This window comes from Nocardioides sp. L-11A (genome assembly GCA_029961745.1).
Lineage (GTDB): Bacteria > Actinomycetota > Actinomycetes > Propionibacteriales > Nocardioidaceae > Nocardioides.
This window is the reverse complement of the sequence record CP124680.1, coordinates 4768949-4782756: the sequence shown is the minus strand read 5'-3', so window position 1 is coordinate 4782756 and position 13808 is coordinate 4768949. Positions and strand designations below refer to the sequence as shown.

The 13808-nt window shown below is 69.5% G+C and carries 13 protein-coding genes; all 13 read left to right on the top strand.

Features of this window, described 5'->3' with window-relative positions:
• Positions 1-191: 191 nt before the first annotated feature.
• The 13 genes from rplJ to QJ852_22845 all read left to right on the top strand — a co-directional run bounded on the left by rplJ (position 192) and on the right by QJ852_22845 (position 13476).
• Positions 192-860, top strand: a complete 669-nt coding sequence (gene rplJ, locus QJ852_22905; GenBank protein ID WGX95988.1) for a 50S ribosomal protein L10 — start codon at positions 192-194, stop codon at positions 858-860.
• Between the two features lie 86 nt (positions 861-946).
• Positions 947-1342: a 50S ribosomal protein L7/L12 gene (rplL, locus tag QJ852_22900; GenBank protein WGX95987.1), complete on the top strand. Its 396-nt coding sequence runs from the start codon at positions 947-949 to the stop codon at positions 1340-1342.
• Positions 1343-2046: 704 nt separating this feature from the next.
• On the top strand, positions 2047-3009 hold the full coding sequence (locus tag QJ852_22895) for an ABC transporter ATP-binding protein (protein WGX95986.1): 963 nt from the start codon (positions 2047-2049) through the stop codon (positions 3007-3009).
• A gap of 55 nt (positions 3010-3064) precedes the next feature.
• Positions 3065-3847: an ABC transporter permease gene (locus tag QJ852_22890; protein WGX95985.1), complete on the top strand. Its 783-nt coding sequence runs from the start codon at positions 3065-3067 to the stop codon at positions 3845-3847.
• Positions 3848-3857: 10 nt separating this feature from the next.
• A complete protein-coding gene (locus tag QJ852_22885; protein ID WGX95984.1) occupies positions 3858-4685 on the top strand; it encodes an ABC transporter permease in 828 nt (275 codons plus the stop codon).
• 7 nt (positions 4686-4692) lie between these two features.
• Positions 4693-5952, top strand: a complete 1260-nt coding sequence (locus QJ852_22880) for an MCE family protein (protein ID WGX95983.1) — start codon at positions 4693-4695, stop codon at positions 5950-5952.
• Positions 5952-6992, top strand: coding sequence for an MlaD family protein (locus QJ852_22875; protein ID WGX99497.1), 1041 nt, complete (start codon positions 5952-5954; stop codon positions 6990-6992). Before QJ852_22880 ends, QJ852_22875 begins: the two co-directional genes overlap by 1 nt.
• A 13-nt stretch (positions 6993-7005) precedes the next feature.
• The gene (locus QJ852_22870) at positions 7006-7974 is read left to right on the top strand and encodes an MCE family protein (GenBank protein WGX95982.1); all 969 of its coding nucleotides are present in this window, start codon (positions 7006-7008) and stop codon (positions 7972-7974) included.
• Positions 7971-9119 carry an MCE family protein gene (locus QJ852_22865; protein WGX95981.1) on the top strand — a complete coding sequence of 383 codons (1149 nt, stop codon included), beginning with the start codon at positions 7971-7973 and terminating at the stop codon, positions 9117-9119. The genes QJ852_22870 and QJ852_22865 overlap by 4 nt, the downstream gene beginning before the upstream one ends.
• A complete protein-coding gene (locus tag QJ852_22860) occupies positions 9116-10585 on the top strand; it encodes an MCE family protein (protein WGX95980.1) in 1470 nt (489 codons plus the stop codon). Before QJ852_22865 ends, QJ852_22860 begins: the two co-directional genes overlap by 4 nt.
• On the top strand, positions 10582-11886 hold the full coding sequence (locus QJ852_22855; GenBank protein WGX95979.1) for an MlaD family protein: 1305 nt from the start codon (positions 10582-10584) through the stop codon (positions 11884-11886). The genes QJ852_22860 and QJ852_22855 overlap by 4 nt, the downstream gene beginning before the upstream one ends.
• Positions 11887-11908: 22 nt before the next feature.
• Positions 11909-12625, top strand: a complete 717-nt coding sequence (locus tag QJ852_22850) for a hypothetical protein (GenBank protein ID WGX95978.1) — start codon at positions 11909-11911, stop codon at positions 12623-12625.
• Positions 12622-13476 (top strand): hypothetical protein, encoded by an 855-nt coding sequence (locus QJ852_22845; protein WGX95977.1) that lies wholly within the window; start codon positions 12622-12624, stop codon positions 13474-13476. The genes QJ852_22850 and QJ852_22845 overlap by 4 nt, the downstream gene beginning before the upstream one ends.
• Positions 13477-13808 lie beyond the last annotated feature (332 nt).

The following is a 13808-nucleotide window of genomic DNA, read 5'->3' as shown; positions in this document are numbered from 1 at the left end:
GAAACCTTAAGACCGCCGGTTGTCCGGACTACCAGTCCGGACCGAAGGCTCCGCGAGAGTGGACGGCCTGCGCAGGGGATCAGAGCACCGACGACGCGGGTCCGCCCGCGGAGTCCACGCCCTGAGCGCCTGCGCTCGGGGCGTTCGTCTTTCCCGGACGAGTGCGGCGGTCCCCATCCGGAAGGAGACCCATGGCGCGGGCAGACAAGCAGGCCGCCGTCGCGGAGATCGCTGAGTCCTTCAGCGAGTCCGCTGGCGCTGTGCTGACCGAGTACCGCGGTCTCACCGTCAAGGAGCTGCAGGACCTTCGCCGCTCCCTCGGTGCGAACGCCAACTACGCCGTGGTCAAGAACACGCTGGCCAAGCTCGCCGCCAAGGAGGCGGGCATCGAGGGCTTCGACGAGCTCCTCACCGGCCCCACCGCCATCGCCTTCATCAAGGGCGATGTCGTCGAGGCCGCCAAGGGTCTGCGTGACTTTGCCAAGGCGAACCCCACCCTGGTCATCAAGGGTGGCGTTCTCGACGGCGCGCTCCTCGACGCGAAGGAGATCGCCAAGCTGGCCGATCTCGAGTCGCGCGAGGTGCTCCTGGGCAAGCTCGCGGGCGCGATGCTCGCTTCGCTCAGCCAGGCCGTCTACCTCCTCAACGCCCCGCTCGCCCAGGCTGCCCGGCTCGCCGGCGCCCTGGAGGCGAAGGCCCAGGAGGACCCCTCGATCCTCGCAGGTGGTGCTGGTACGCCGGCCGCCGCCGAGGAGGCTCCGGCCGCCGAGGAGGCAACTGCCGACGAGACCACCGAGGCTCCGGCCGAGGAGTCGACCGAGGCCGCTGCCGACGAGGCTGCCGAGTCCACCGACGCCTGATTCCAGGCTGACGTACCCCACCACCTGAAACCCGGGCCGCGGCGACAGTCGTCGCGGGCCACAAGCACCAAGAAGGAGACGCCACCATGGCGAAGCTCACCACCGACGAGCTCCTCGACGCGTTCAAGGAGATGACCCTCATCGAGCTCTCCGAGTTCGTGAAGCAGTTCGAGGAGACCTTCGGCGTCACCGCCGCCGCCCCGGTCGCCGTTGCCGCTGCCCCCGCCGCCGGCGGTGGCGCTGCCGCGGGTGGCGACGACGCCGCCGCGCAGGACGAGTTCGACGTCATCCTCGAGGCCGCTGGTGACAAGAAGATCAACGTCATCAAGGAGGTCCGCGCGCTGACCTCCCTCGGTCTCAAGGAGGCCAAGGACCTCGTCGAGGGCGCCCCGAAGGCGATCCTCGAGAAGGTCAACAAGGAGACGGCCGACAAGGCCAAGGAGTCCCTCGAGGGCGCCGGCGCCACCGTCACCCTGAAGTAATTTGGGCCGAGCGTGTCGCCTATCGAAGGCTGCGCATGGACCCTTCGGGCCCATGCTTGCCTCCGATGCGCTGCGCGCGGGCGCCACGCTGCCGGCCTGAGATGAGGCGGGTCCCTTCCGGGGGCCCGCCTCGTCGCCTATCGAAGGCTGCGCACGGACCCTTCGGGCCCATGCTTGCCTCCGATGCGCTGCGCGCGGGCGCCACGCTGCCGGCCTGAGATGAGGCGGGTCCCTTCCGGGGGCCCGCCTCGTCGCCTGTCGAAGGCTGCGCACGGACCCTTCGGGCCCATGCTTGCCTCCGATGCGCTGCGCGCGGGCGCCACGCTGCCGGCCTGAGATGAGGCGGGTCCCTTCCGGGGGCCCGCCTCGTCGCCTGTCGAAGGCTGCGCACGGACCCTTCGGGCCCATGCTTGCCTCCGATGCGCTGCGCGCGGGCGCCACGCTGCCGGCCTGAGATGAGGCGGCTCACAGCACGAGGCGGATCCCTGCGGGGATCCGCCTCGTGCTGCTTTTCGGGGCGGGTCAACGCCGCGTGCGCTAGCACTACTCGCGAGTTGGACGCTAGGCCTACTCGCCAGTACTTTGCGGGTCTTGATGGTCGGGTGGGCGTGACGCATGCCACGGATGCCGCGTAACGTGCGCCACGCGACAGCGTTGTTCCTAGGCAGCCGGGCTGGTGGAGCGCACGAGGGAGAGGTCACGACATGGGCGTCGACGTACAGGTCACGAACCTGACGAAGCAGTTCGGGAAGCAGCTCATCTGGAAGGGCGTGACGCTCACCCTTCCGGCGGGCGAGATCTCGGTCATGCTCGGCCCGTCGGGCACCGGCAAGTCCGTCTTCCTCAAGGCGCTCATCGGCCTGATCAAGCCCGACGAGGGCTCGATCGTGATCGAGGGCACCGACATCGCGAGCTGCTCCGAGAAGGAGCTCTACGAGATCCGCAAGCTGTTCGGCGTGCTCTTCCAGGACGGCGCGATGTTCGGCTCGATGAACCTCTACGACAACGTCGCCTTCCCGCTGCGCGAGCACACGAAGAAGAGCGAGTCCGAGATCCGTGACATCGTCATGGAGAAGATGGACATGGTCGGTCTGCTCGGCGCGGAGATGAAGCTCCCCGGCGAGATCTCCGGTGGCATGCGCAAGCGCGCCGGCCTGGCCCGCGCCCTGGTGCTCGACCCCGAGATCCTGCTCATCGACGAGCCCGACTCCGGCCTCGACCCGGTGCGGACGTCGTTCATCAACCAGCTCTTCGTCGACCTCAACGCCCAGATCGACGCCACCTTCCTCATCGTCACCCACGACATCCACAGCGTCCGGGTGGTGCCCGACCAGATCGGCCTGCTCTACCACAAGCACCTGGCCATGTACGGCCCGCGCGAGATGCTGCTGTCGTCCGACGAGCCCGTGGTCCGCCAGTTCCTCAACGCGCAGACGATCGGCCCGATCGGCATGTCGGAGGAGAAGGACGCCGACCAGCTCGCAGCCGAGAAGGACATGGACCTGCCGCCGCTGCCGCCGATCCCGCTGCAGATGGAGCCGTCCAACGGCATCCCGCGCCGGGCCCAGGCCGCGCCCGGCGCCTGGTGCCGGGCCAACGGCATCACGCCGCCGCCGGGGTCCTTCACCCGCGAGGCGGAGCACGCGTCCGGAAGCAGCGCCAGCTGAGCGACCAGGACATCCGGGGGACGACGACACAGGATCAGGACGAAAGGGGCGCTAGGTGTCGCTCACCGCTGCACGCGTGATCGCCCCCCTCGGCACCGCGGGCAAGCTCTTCGCCTTCGCGCTGGACGTGGGGCGGGGGCTGTTCCGGCGTCCGTTCCAGGGGCGCGAGTTCATCCAGCAGGCCTGGTTTATCGCCTCGGTCACGATCATCCCGACGGCCCTCGTCGCGATCCCCTTCGGCGCGGTCATCGCGCTGCAGGTCGGTGGCCTGATCAAGCAGTTCGGTGCCCAGTCCTTCACCGGTTCCGCATCGGTGCTGGCGGTCATCCAGCAGGCCGGCCCGATCGCGACCGCACTGCTGATCGCCGGCGCGGGCGGCTCGGCCATCGCGGCCGACCTCGGCGCCCGCAAGATCCGCGAGGAGCTCGACGCCATGATGGTGCTGGGCATCGACCCGATCCAGCGCCTCGTCGTCCCACGCGTGCTCGCCTGCATGCTCGTCGCGGTCTTCCTCAACGGCATGGTCAGCGTCGTCGGCGTCGGCGGCGGCTACGTCTTCAACGTGATCCTGCAGGACGGCACCCCGGGTGCCTATCTCGCCAGCTTCACCGCCCTCGCCCAGCTGCCCGACGTGTGGATCGGCATGATCAAGGCCCTCGTCTTCGGTCTCATCGCCGCGATCGTCGCGTCGTACAAGGGCATGAACGCCGGAGGTGGTCCGAAGGGCGTCGGCGACGCCGTCAACGAGTCCGTGGTCATCACCTTCCTGCTCCTGTTCGTCGTCAACTTCACCCTGAGCACGATCTACCTGCAGGTCGTGCCCCCGAAGACGGGTTAGGCGAGGCGACATGGCGAACATCAAGGCGATCTACGACCGGCCGCTGAAGGGCCTCGACAACCTGGGCCACGAGCTGTCCTTCTACCTCAAGGTCCTGCTCGCGCTGCCCCGCTCGATCAAGCGCTACCCGCGCGAGATCCTGCGGATCCTCGCCGAGGTCACCCTGGGCTCCGGCGCCCTGGCGGTCATCGGCGGCACCGTCGGCGTCATCATCGGCATGACCTTCTTCACCGGCGCCCAGGTCGGGCTGTCGGGGTACGCCGCCCTCAACCAGCTCGGCACCGCCGCCTTCGCGGGCTTCGTGTCCGCCTACTTCAACACCCGGGAGATCGCGCCGCTGGTCGCGGGCATCGCCCTCGCCGCGACCGTCGGCTGCGGGTTCACCGCCCAGCTCGGCGCGATGCGGATCTCCGAGGAGATCGACGCCGTCGAGGTGATGGCGATCCCGTCGATGCAGTTCCTCGTGACCACCCGCGTGATCGGCGGACTCATCGCGATCGTCCCGCTCTACGTCGTGGGCCTGCTGTCGTCGTACGTCGCGAGCCGGCTCGTGGTCACCCAGTTCTACGGGCAGTCGTCGGGCACCTACGACCATTACTTCAACCAGTTCCTGCCACCCGGTGACGTGCTGTGGTCCTTCGGCAAGGTGCTGGTGTTCGCGGTCGTCGTCATCCTGATCCACTGCTACCACGGGTACACCGCCTCGGGCGGCCCCGCGGGCGTGGGGGTGGCGGTGGGTCGCGCGGTGCGGACCAGCATCGTGGCGATCAACGTGATCGACCTGTTCCTGTCGATGGCCATCTGGGGTGCCTCGACCACCGTCAGGCTGGCGGGGTGATCGGGCGATGAACCGGATCCTGTCGGCCCACAAGGCGCTCGGCGTCGTGTTCGTGGCGCTGCTGCTGCTCGGCGTCTGGCTGACCTACGCCACCTTCACCAAGAAGTTCACCGACTACGACCGGGTGACCCTCAAGACCTCCTCGATCGGCCTGCAGCTGCCCAACCGCGCCGACGTGAAGGTGCGCGGCGTGATCGTCGGCGAGGTGCTCGACGCCCGCTCGGGAGCCGACGGCGCCGAGCTGACGCTGGGCATCTATCCCGACAAGATCGGCGTGGTGCCGGCCAACGTCACCGGCTCGATCGTGCCGAAGACGCTGTTCGGCGAGAAGTACGTCTCGCTCGTGGTGCCCGAGACCGGCCCGTCGGGCACGATGCGCGCCGGCGGGACCATCGACCGGACCGTCGTCTCGACCGAGCTCGAGGAGGTCCTCTCCGACCTCTACCCGCTGCTGCGCACGGTGCAGCCGGCTGAGCTCAACGCGACGCTGACCGCGCTCGCGACCGCCCTCCAGGGACGCGGCGAGCTCCTCGGCAAGAACCTCGAGACACTCGACGGCTATCTCAAGCGGATCAACCCGCAGATCCCCGCCCTGCTCGAGGACCTCAAGCTGACCGCGCAGGTCTCCGACACCTACGCCGACATCCTTCCCCAGGTGGCCCAGATCCTCGACGACACCGTGAAGACGACCGGCACGATCGAGGAGCGGGAGGCGGCGCTCACCGCGACCCTGCGCGACATCCGCAGCTTCTCCGACACGGCGCGCTCCTTCCTCGACGCCAACGCCGACCGCCTCAAGCGCGCCGGCGAGCTGAGCACCGAGACGCTGCGGGCGGTGGCCCGCTACGCACCGACGATCCCGTGCATGGCCGCCGGCATCGTCAAGGCGCAGGGGCGCCTCGCGGAGGCATTCCGCGGCTTCGAGCTGCACATCGTCCTGGAGACCCTGCAGGACCAGCCGCGCAAGTACACCCCGGCCGACGCCCCGATCTTCGGGGAGGACCGCGGGCCCGACTGCCTGGGCCTGCCGGACATCCCGTGGAGCCAGCAGAACCCGTTCCCGCCGCTGCCGCACCTCAACGACGGCATGAACGGCGACACCGGCAAGGGCAACCTGCGCCCGGCTCCGGAGTACTCCGGCTACACCGGGAGCCCCGACGACGTCGCCGCGCTGCGCGGCGCGCTCGACGAGGCGTACGACGGCGCCGGCTCCGACCTCAACGTGCTCCTCGCCGGCCCGCTCCTCACCGGAGGTGGGGCGCCGTGATGCTGCGCGGACTCGACAAGAAGACCAGCGGCGACCTCGTCCGCCTGGTCGTGTTCATGGTGACCACGGCGCTCGCCACCAGCGTCCTGATCATCACCATCGGCAACCTCTCCTTCGGCGCCACCAGGGACTACGCCGCCGACTTCGTCGACGCCACCGGCGTCAACAAGGGGGACGACATCCGGATCGCGGGCGTCAAGGTCGGCACCGTCCAGGAGATCCGGATCATCAGCGCCGACCGGGCCCGGGTGTCCTTCTCGGTCGACTCCGACACCCGCATCGACGACGCGACCCATGCCACGGTCAAGTACCGCAACCTGATCGGCCAGCGCTACATCTCGCTGACCCAGGAGGGCACCGGCGGCGAGCGGCTGGGGGAGGACGACGCCATCCCGGTCGACCGGACCAAGCCGGCGCTCGACCTGACCGTGCTCTTCAACGGCTTCAAGCCGCTGTTCCAGGCGCTGTCGCCCGACGACATCAACAAGCTGTCCTACGAGATCGTCCAGGTCTTCCAGGGCGAGGGCGGCACCGTCGAGGGCCTGCTGTCGAGCACGGCGTCGGTCACCCAGACCCTCGCCGACCGCGACCAGGTCATCGGCGACCTGCTGACGAACCTCGACTACGTCCTCGACCACGTCGCCGACCGCGACAAGCAGCTGACGAACCTCATCGACAGCTTCCGCTCCCTGATCGGTGGCCTCAACGAGGATCGCGAGGCGATCCTGTCCTCCCTCGACTCGATCTCGGAGCTCTCGGTGCAGACCGCCGCGCTGGTCACCGACATCAAGGACCCGTTCATCAAGGACATCAAGGAGCTGCGCAAGGTCGCCGGGACCCTCGACGACAACCGCGCGGAGATCGACCGGGCGCTGCAGGTGCTGCCGATCAAGCTCACCAAGATCGGCCGCACCGCGACGTACGGCTCGTGGTTCAACTTCTACCTGTGCCACTTCAAGGCCACCATCAAGGTCCCGCTCCTGCCGAACCCGGTCAGCGCCACCTACGGCGCGACCGCCGACCGCTGCACGCTCGGATGAGGCGATCACTGACATGAAGCCCTTCCGCGAGCGCAACCCCGTGGTCATCGGCGCGGTGAGCATCGCCGTGCTGCTGCTCGGCCTGGTCGCCGCCCTCCGGGCCAACGACCTGCCGCTGATCGGTGGCGGCGACACCTACTACGCCTCCTTCTCCGAGGCCGGTGGACTCAAGCCCAAGGACGAGGTCCGCATCGCCGGCGTCCGGGTCGGCCAGGTGACCTCGATGGAGCTCGACGGCAACTCGGTCAAGGTCGCGTTCAAGATCAAGACCGACACCCCCTTCGGCGTCGACACCCGTGCCGACATCAAGGTGAAGACCATCCTCGGCTCGATGTTCCTCGCGCTCGACCCCGCCGGCGAGGGCCAGCTCGCGGAGGGAGCGGTCATCCCGGTCGACCGCACCAGCTCGCCGTACGACGTGGTCGAGGCCTTCACCGGCCTGGCCGAGACGTCCGCCGACATCGACACCGACCAGCTCGCCAACGCGCTCACCACGCTGGCCGACCTGACCCGCAACACGCCCGAGGAGTTCCGGGCGGCGCTCGACGGCCTCTCCTCCCTCGCGGAGACCGTGGCCTCGCGCGACGAGGAGATCAACTCGCTGCTGAAGAACCTCAACCGGGTCTCGACCGTGCTCGACTCGCGCGACGAGGACATCGTGGCGCTGATGAAGGACGCCGACTCGCTCTTCACCGCGCTGCTCCAGCGCAAGGCGCAGATCCACCGCCTGCTGGAGTCGACCTCGACGCTGAGCACCAAGCTGACCGGGCTGATCAAGGACAGCCGCGCCGATCTCAAGCCCGCGCTCGACAGCCTCGACTCGGTGCTGCAGGTCGTGAAGAAGAACGAGGACAACCTCGAGGAGTCGATCCGTCTGATGGCGCCGTTCTACCGCGTCTTCGCCAGCACGCTCGGCAACGGGCCGTGGTTCGACACCTACATCTTCAACCTGCCGCCGGTGCCCGGGACGGTGAAGCCGTGAACGACTCGGTGAGCAGGATGCGCCGCTGGCTCCCCCTGGCCGTCATCGGGGTGCTGATCGTCGCGGGCCTGGTCTGGATGTTCGGTGGCTCGGGCAACGACAAGACGGTGACCGCCTACTTCCCGCGTGCGGTGTCGGTCTACGAGGGCAGCGAGGTCCGGGTCCTCGGCATCCCCGTGGGCCGGGTCCGCGAGGTCGTCCCGGAGGGCACCAAGGTCAAGGTCGTGATGGCCTACGACTCCGACCTCAAGGTGCCGGCCGACGCCGATGCCGTCATCGTGTCGCCGTCCGTCGTCGGCGACCGCTACATCCAGCTGTCGCCGGCCTTCGAGGACGGCGACCGGGTGATGGCCGACAACACCGTCATCGATGCCACGAAGACGGCGATCCCGCTCGAGCTCGACGAGATCTACGGCAGCATCGACAAGCTGACCGTCGCGCTCGGCCCCGAGGGCGCCAACAAGGAGGGCGCGCTGACCGACCTCCTCGAGCAGACGGCCCGGAACTTCGGCGGCCAGGGCGCCCAATTCCACCAGACCATCAAGGACTTCGGCCGGCTCAGCGAGACCCTCGACAACAACAAGGACGACCTCTTCGACTCGGCCCGGCAGCTCGAGTCCTTCCTCAAGACGCTGGCCGACAACGACACGACCGTGCGCGACTTCAGCCGGTCGTTGGGCGACGTGTCGAGCCTGCTGGCCGACGAGCGGCAGGAGCTCACGACCGCACTGTCGAACCTCGGTACGGCGCTCGACCACGTCGCCCGCTTCGTGAAGCGCAACCGCGAGGTGCTCGGCCGCAACATCCGCGACATCAACCGGGTCGCGAAGGTGCTGGTCCGCCAGCGCGGGGCTCTCGACGAGCTGCTCCAGGCCGGCCCGCTCGCGATCACGAACCTCTACCACACGTACAACCCCAAGGACGGCACGCTCGACACCAACGCCAACCTCGGCAACATCCTGCACGAGCTGACCTCGAACCCGAGTGCCGTGCTGTGTGCTCTGGTGTCGGGCGCCGATGCGAAGGGCGACATCTGCGGCCTGATCGAGACCCTGCTGCCGCGCGGTGCCCCGTTCGGCACCGGCTCCTGGTACGGCCAGGCCTACGACCCGACGCTCAACGGACTGGTGGAGGTGGACCGATGACGAGGCCACGCTCCGTGCTCCGCCGCCGGATGCGGGCGCTGGTCGCCCTGCTCGCCGGCGCGGTGCTGCTCACCGGCTGCGACTTCGATGTCTACGAGCTGCCGCTGCCCGGCGGTGCCGACACCGGCAAGGACCCGATCCAGGTCAGCGTCCGCTTCGACGACGTCCTCGACCTGGTGCCCAAGTCGTCGGTCAAGGTCAACGACGTCGCGGTCGGACAGGTCACCGAGGTCCGCCTCGACGGCTACCGCGCCGTGGTGACCCTCGAGCTGCGCAAGGACGTCGACCTGCCCGACAACCCGGTCGCCTCGATCCGCCAGACCAGCCTGCTGGGCGAGAAGTTCGTCTCGCTCGCGGCCCCCGCCGCCGGTGCCCAGGGCCGGCTCTCCGACGGCGACGTCATCGAGGACGGCGGCCGCAACCCGGAGGTCGAGGAGGTGCTCGGCGCACTCAGCCTGGTCCTCAACGGCGGCGGCATCGCCCAGCTGAAGACGATCTCGACCGAGCTCAACCTCGCCCTCGAGGGCCGGGAGGACTCCGCCAAGTCGGTGCTCACCCAGGTCTCCTCGCTGATGGGCCAGCTCGACCAGCGCAAGCAGGACATCGTCGACGCGATCGAGTCGGTCAACCGGCTCGCCGTCACCGCCCGACAGCACCAGGACAGCATCGACCTCGCCCTCGAGGAGCTGCCGAGCGCGCTGGACTCGCTCGACCGGCAGCGCCAGGACCTGGTCGCGATGCTCGACGGGCTCACCCAGCTCAGCGACGTCGGCGTCCGGGTCATCAACACCACCAAGGCCGCGACGATCGACACCCTCAAGATGCTCGACCCGGTCCTCTTCCAGATCGCGCAGGCCGGCGACGACTTCGCCAAGGGCTTCAGCACCTTCCTGACCTACCCGTTCATCGACGAGTCCGTCGGACGCGACCCGCAGGTCGCCCGCAACCTCCACATGGGCGACTACGTCAACCTGTCGATCGACCTGCAGCTCGACATCGGCAACCTGAACCTGCCCGACCTCCCCTGCCTCCTGGTCAACGAGCTCCCGGACTCGCCGCTCGACCAGCTGATCAACCTGAAGAACCTCTGCGACAGCGCGTGGAAGACGCTCCAGGGCTGCCTGAAGACGCCGCCGGACCCGCAGAAGTGCCTGCTGCTGCCGCAGTACCTCCTCGACGACGTCTGCTCGGCCGTGAAGCTGCTCTGCAACCTGCTCGGCGGCAACAAGGGCGCCACGGCCGGCGGCGCACCCGCCAGCAACAACCCGATCCGCAACCTGCTCTCCAGCGTGCTGGGGGGCGGCGGCCTGGGGCGCCCGGCGCCGGGCGGGCACAGTGACGTCGACACCATGTGGTCGGAGTTCGACGATGCCTACGACACCGACCTGGTCAGCCTGTACGCCGCCCCGCTGACCCAGCAGGCGCCGACGGCGCACCGGGCCGAGAAGGCGAGGTCCGCACCGTGATCACCCGTCGTACCCGGATCCAGCTGATGGTCTTCGCGCTCATCACGCTGCTCGGCGTCTCCTTCGTCGGCGCCCGCTACGCCAAGCTCGACCGCCTGGTCGTCGACCGCAGCTACACCGTGACCGCCCACTATCCCGAGTCCGGCGGCATCTTCACCGGGGCCGAGGTCACCTACCGCGGCGTCGGCATCGGCACCGTCGGCGAGCTGAAGCTGACCGACGCGGGCGTCGACGTCCACCTCGACATCGACAAGAAGTGGGACAAGATCCCCAGCGACACCCTCGCCCTGGTCGGCAACCGCTCCGCCGTCGGCGAGCAGTACGTCGAGCTGCAGCCGCAGACCGACGGCGGGCCGTACCTCCGCGAGGGCTCGGAGATCTCCGACGTCGCGACCCCGATCGCCACCGAGAAGCTCCTCGGCGACCTGTCCGCGACGGTCGCCAGCGTCGACCGCGAGGCGTTGCAGACGACGGTCAGTGAGCTCGGCCAGGCGTTCGCCGGCACCGGCCCGGACCTCCAGCGGATCATCGACACCGGCAACTCCTTCATCGAGACCGCCGACGAGAACTTCGACCTCACCACCGCGCTGATCCGGGACAGCAACACCGTCCTGCAGGGCCAGGTCGCCTCGGAGTCCTCGCTGCGGACCTTCGCCCAGCAACTGTCGCTGTTCAGCTCCGCGCTGGCCGGCGCCGACCCGGCGCTGCGCAAGGTCATCGACTCGGGATCGGTGGCCGCGACCCAGCTGCGCACCTTCCTCGAGCAGAACGGCGTCGAGATCAGCGAGCTGCTCGCCAACCTGGTCGCGACCGGCGAGGTCGTCGTCCAGCACCTCGACGCCCTCAAGCAGATGCTCGTCGTCTACCCGTACGCCATCGGTGCCGGCCAGGTCGTCGTCGGCAAGCGGTCCAAGCAGGAGGGCGGCAGCGGGTTCTGGGACGCGCACTTCGGCCTCGTGCTCGCGCTGACCAGTACGCCCTGCTACGCCGGCTACCTCAAGACCCGCCGCAACCCGGAGTCCGACCGCGGCAACGCCCCGATGCCCGAGAACGTCGGCTGCACCGAGCCGATCACCAAGAGCAACCCCCGCGGCACGCAGAACCTCCCGCGGGTCGCGCCGGGCGTGCAGGGCTACGACATCGGCGTGCGGGTCGACGACGAGACCGGTGAGCTGACCTGGGCCGTGACGGGCCAGGCGGAGGAGACGACCAGCGTGCGCGGTAACGTGGCGCCTCCGTCGCTGGGAGAGGACTCGTGGAAGTGGCTCTACCTCCAACCGCTGCTCGACCCCGCTCGGTGAGCCCGTCGTCGAGGCTCGCGCGGTGAGGGAGTCCAACGCCACGCTCCGCTGGAGCGTGATCGGGCTGCTGCTCACTGTCGTCGTCGCCGCACTCGGCGTCAGCGTGTGGACGCTGGTCGACAAGGGCGCGGGCTCGAACCCCGGCGAGAAGCTCGACTCCCTGATCGACCCGCCGCGCGACGAGACCGCCGATCGCGAGAAGGCGCTCGCCGCCGCCCGGACGTTCGTCCAGCGGTTCAACACCTACGGCCCCGACCTGCTCGACGCCGCGGGCAAGATGCCCGACTACGCCGGGGTCGGCCGGCTGATGACGGCCAAGTTCCGCACCGTGTTCGACAAGAACGTCGGCTACGCCGAGGAGACGGTCAAGCAGACCCAGATCGACCGGGTCGGCACGCCGTACGCCGTCGGCGTGGCCAGCATCGACGACGACTCCGCGGAGCTGCTCGTCGCCGGCGTCGTCGAGTTCTCCTATCCCGACCCCTCCGACGGCACCCAGCGGATCCCGTTCGAGCCCCTCCGGTTCCGCTACGAGGTCTCCCTCGTCAAGCAGGGCGGGACCTGGCTGGTCGACGATCTCGACGATCTCGACGACGAGCTGCCCTCCTTCGGCGAGGCGTCGATCCCGGAGGGCGGCCCGCCGGTCGGCCAGCCGAGTGGTCAGCCGAGTGGCCAGCCGACGCCGTCGTCCGAGCAGCCGAGCGACGGCAGCTCGCCGAGCACGGGGGAGGCCCCGTGAGCACCAATCTGTACGACCTCCTCGACGTCGAGGAGAGCGCGAGCGCCGACGAGATCCGGGCCGCGTGGAAGGTCGCGATCGCCGATCTCGACCCGACCGAGCGCCGGTTCCGCGCCTACAGCGACGCCGCCGGCGTCCTGCTCGACCAGGACAGGCGGGCGGCGTACGACGCCGAGCTGGCCGCCGAGCGCGCCGCCGAGACCGCCGCGGCCGCGGACGAGCCGGCTCCCGCGGACCCTGCGGACGCCGAGCCAGCACGGGCCGAGCCAGCACCGGCCGAGCCAGCACCGGCCGCGGCCGGGCGCCGAGCCCCGGGCACGGTGGCCCTGGTCGCCGCGGGGGTCGCCGCGGTCCTGGCCGTCGGTCTGGCCGTGACGCTCGCCCTGCTGCCCGGCGCCCGCGGCGAGGCCAGCGCGAAGGAGGTGGCCGAGAGCAACCTCCGCTTCGAGCGGACCTCCGTCGAGGTGGAGGGCGCCGCGGAGCGGATCGTCGCGCCGGCCTTCTCGTACGGCTACCAGACCATGGACGCCGACCTGGAGCGGGTGACCCAGTACCTCACGCCGGCCCTGGCCGCCAAGCAGACCAAGCTCTGGCCGGAGCTGACCGAGGAGGCCACGAAGCAGAAGATCGTCGTCGAGGCGGCGGCCGACGGGGTCGCCCTGACCCGCCTCAGCGACGACGGCAGGCTCGCTTCCGTCGTGGTGTTCATCCGGCAGGACAGCGTCCGCGACGGGGGCGAGCGGAGCACGCTGCGGATGTGGGCCACGCTGCAGCTGGTCCGCGACTCCGGCAGCGAGCAGGGCTGGCTGCTCGACGGCATCTGCGTCGACTCGGACTGCGCCGAGAGCTGAGTCTCGGACCGCATCGACCCGTCGCATCTGAACGCGAAAAAGGCGCCGACCCGGCGCGTTCGAACGCGCCGGGTCGATGATCGGGGGACCGGGCGGCCGAGCGGCTGCTTGACCTGAGCGGGTCCGCGCAGCATGATCGGGCGGACCGGATCCCAGCCGGCCCTGACCGGGGTCGGCGGAGCCGCTCCCCGGCTGTGTGAGGTTGCGCAGCCGATATTGTCGAGCGCTCCGCAGTGGTGTATCGTGGCTCCTTGCGCCTGCCCTCAGATGCGCTTCGGCCTGCCCGGTGGCCGATGACGTGGTGGGTCAGGGCGCTCTCGAAGAGTCGAACC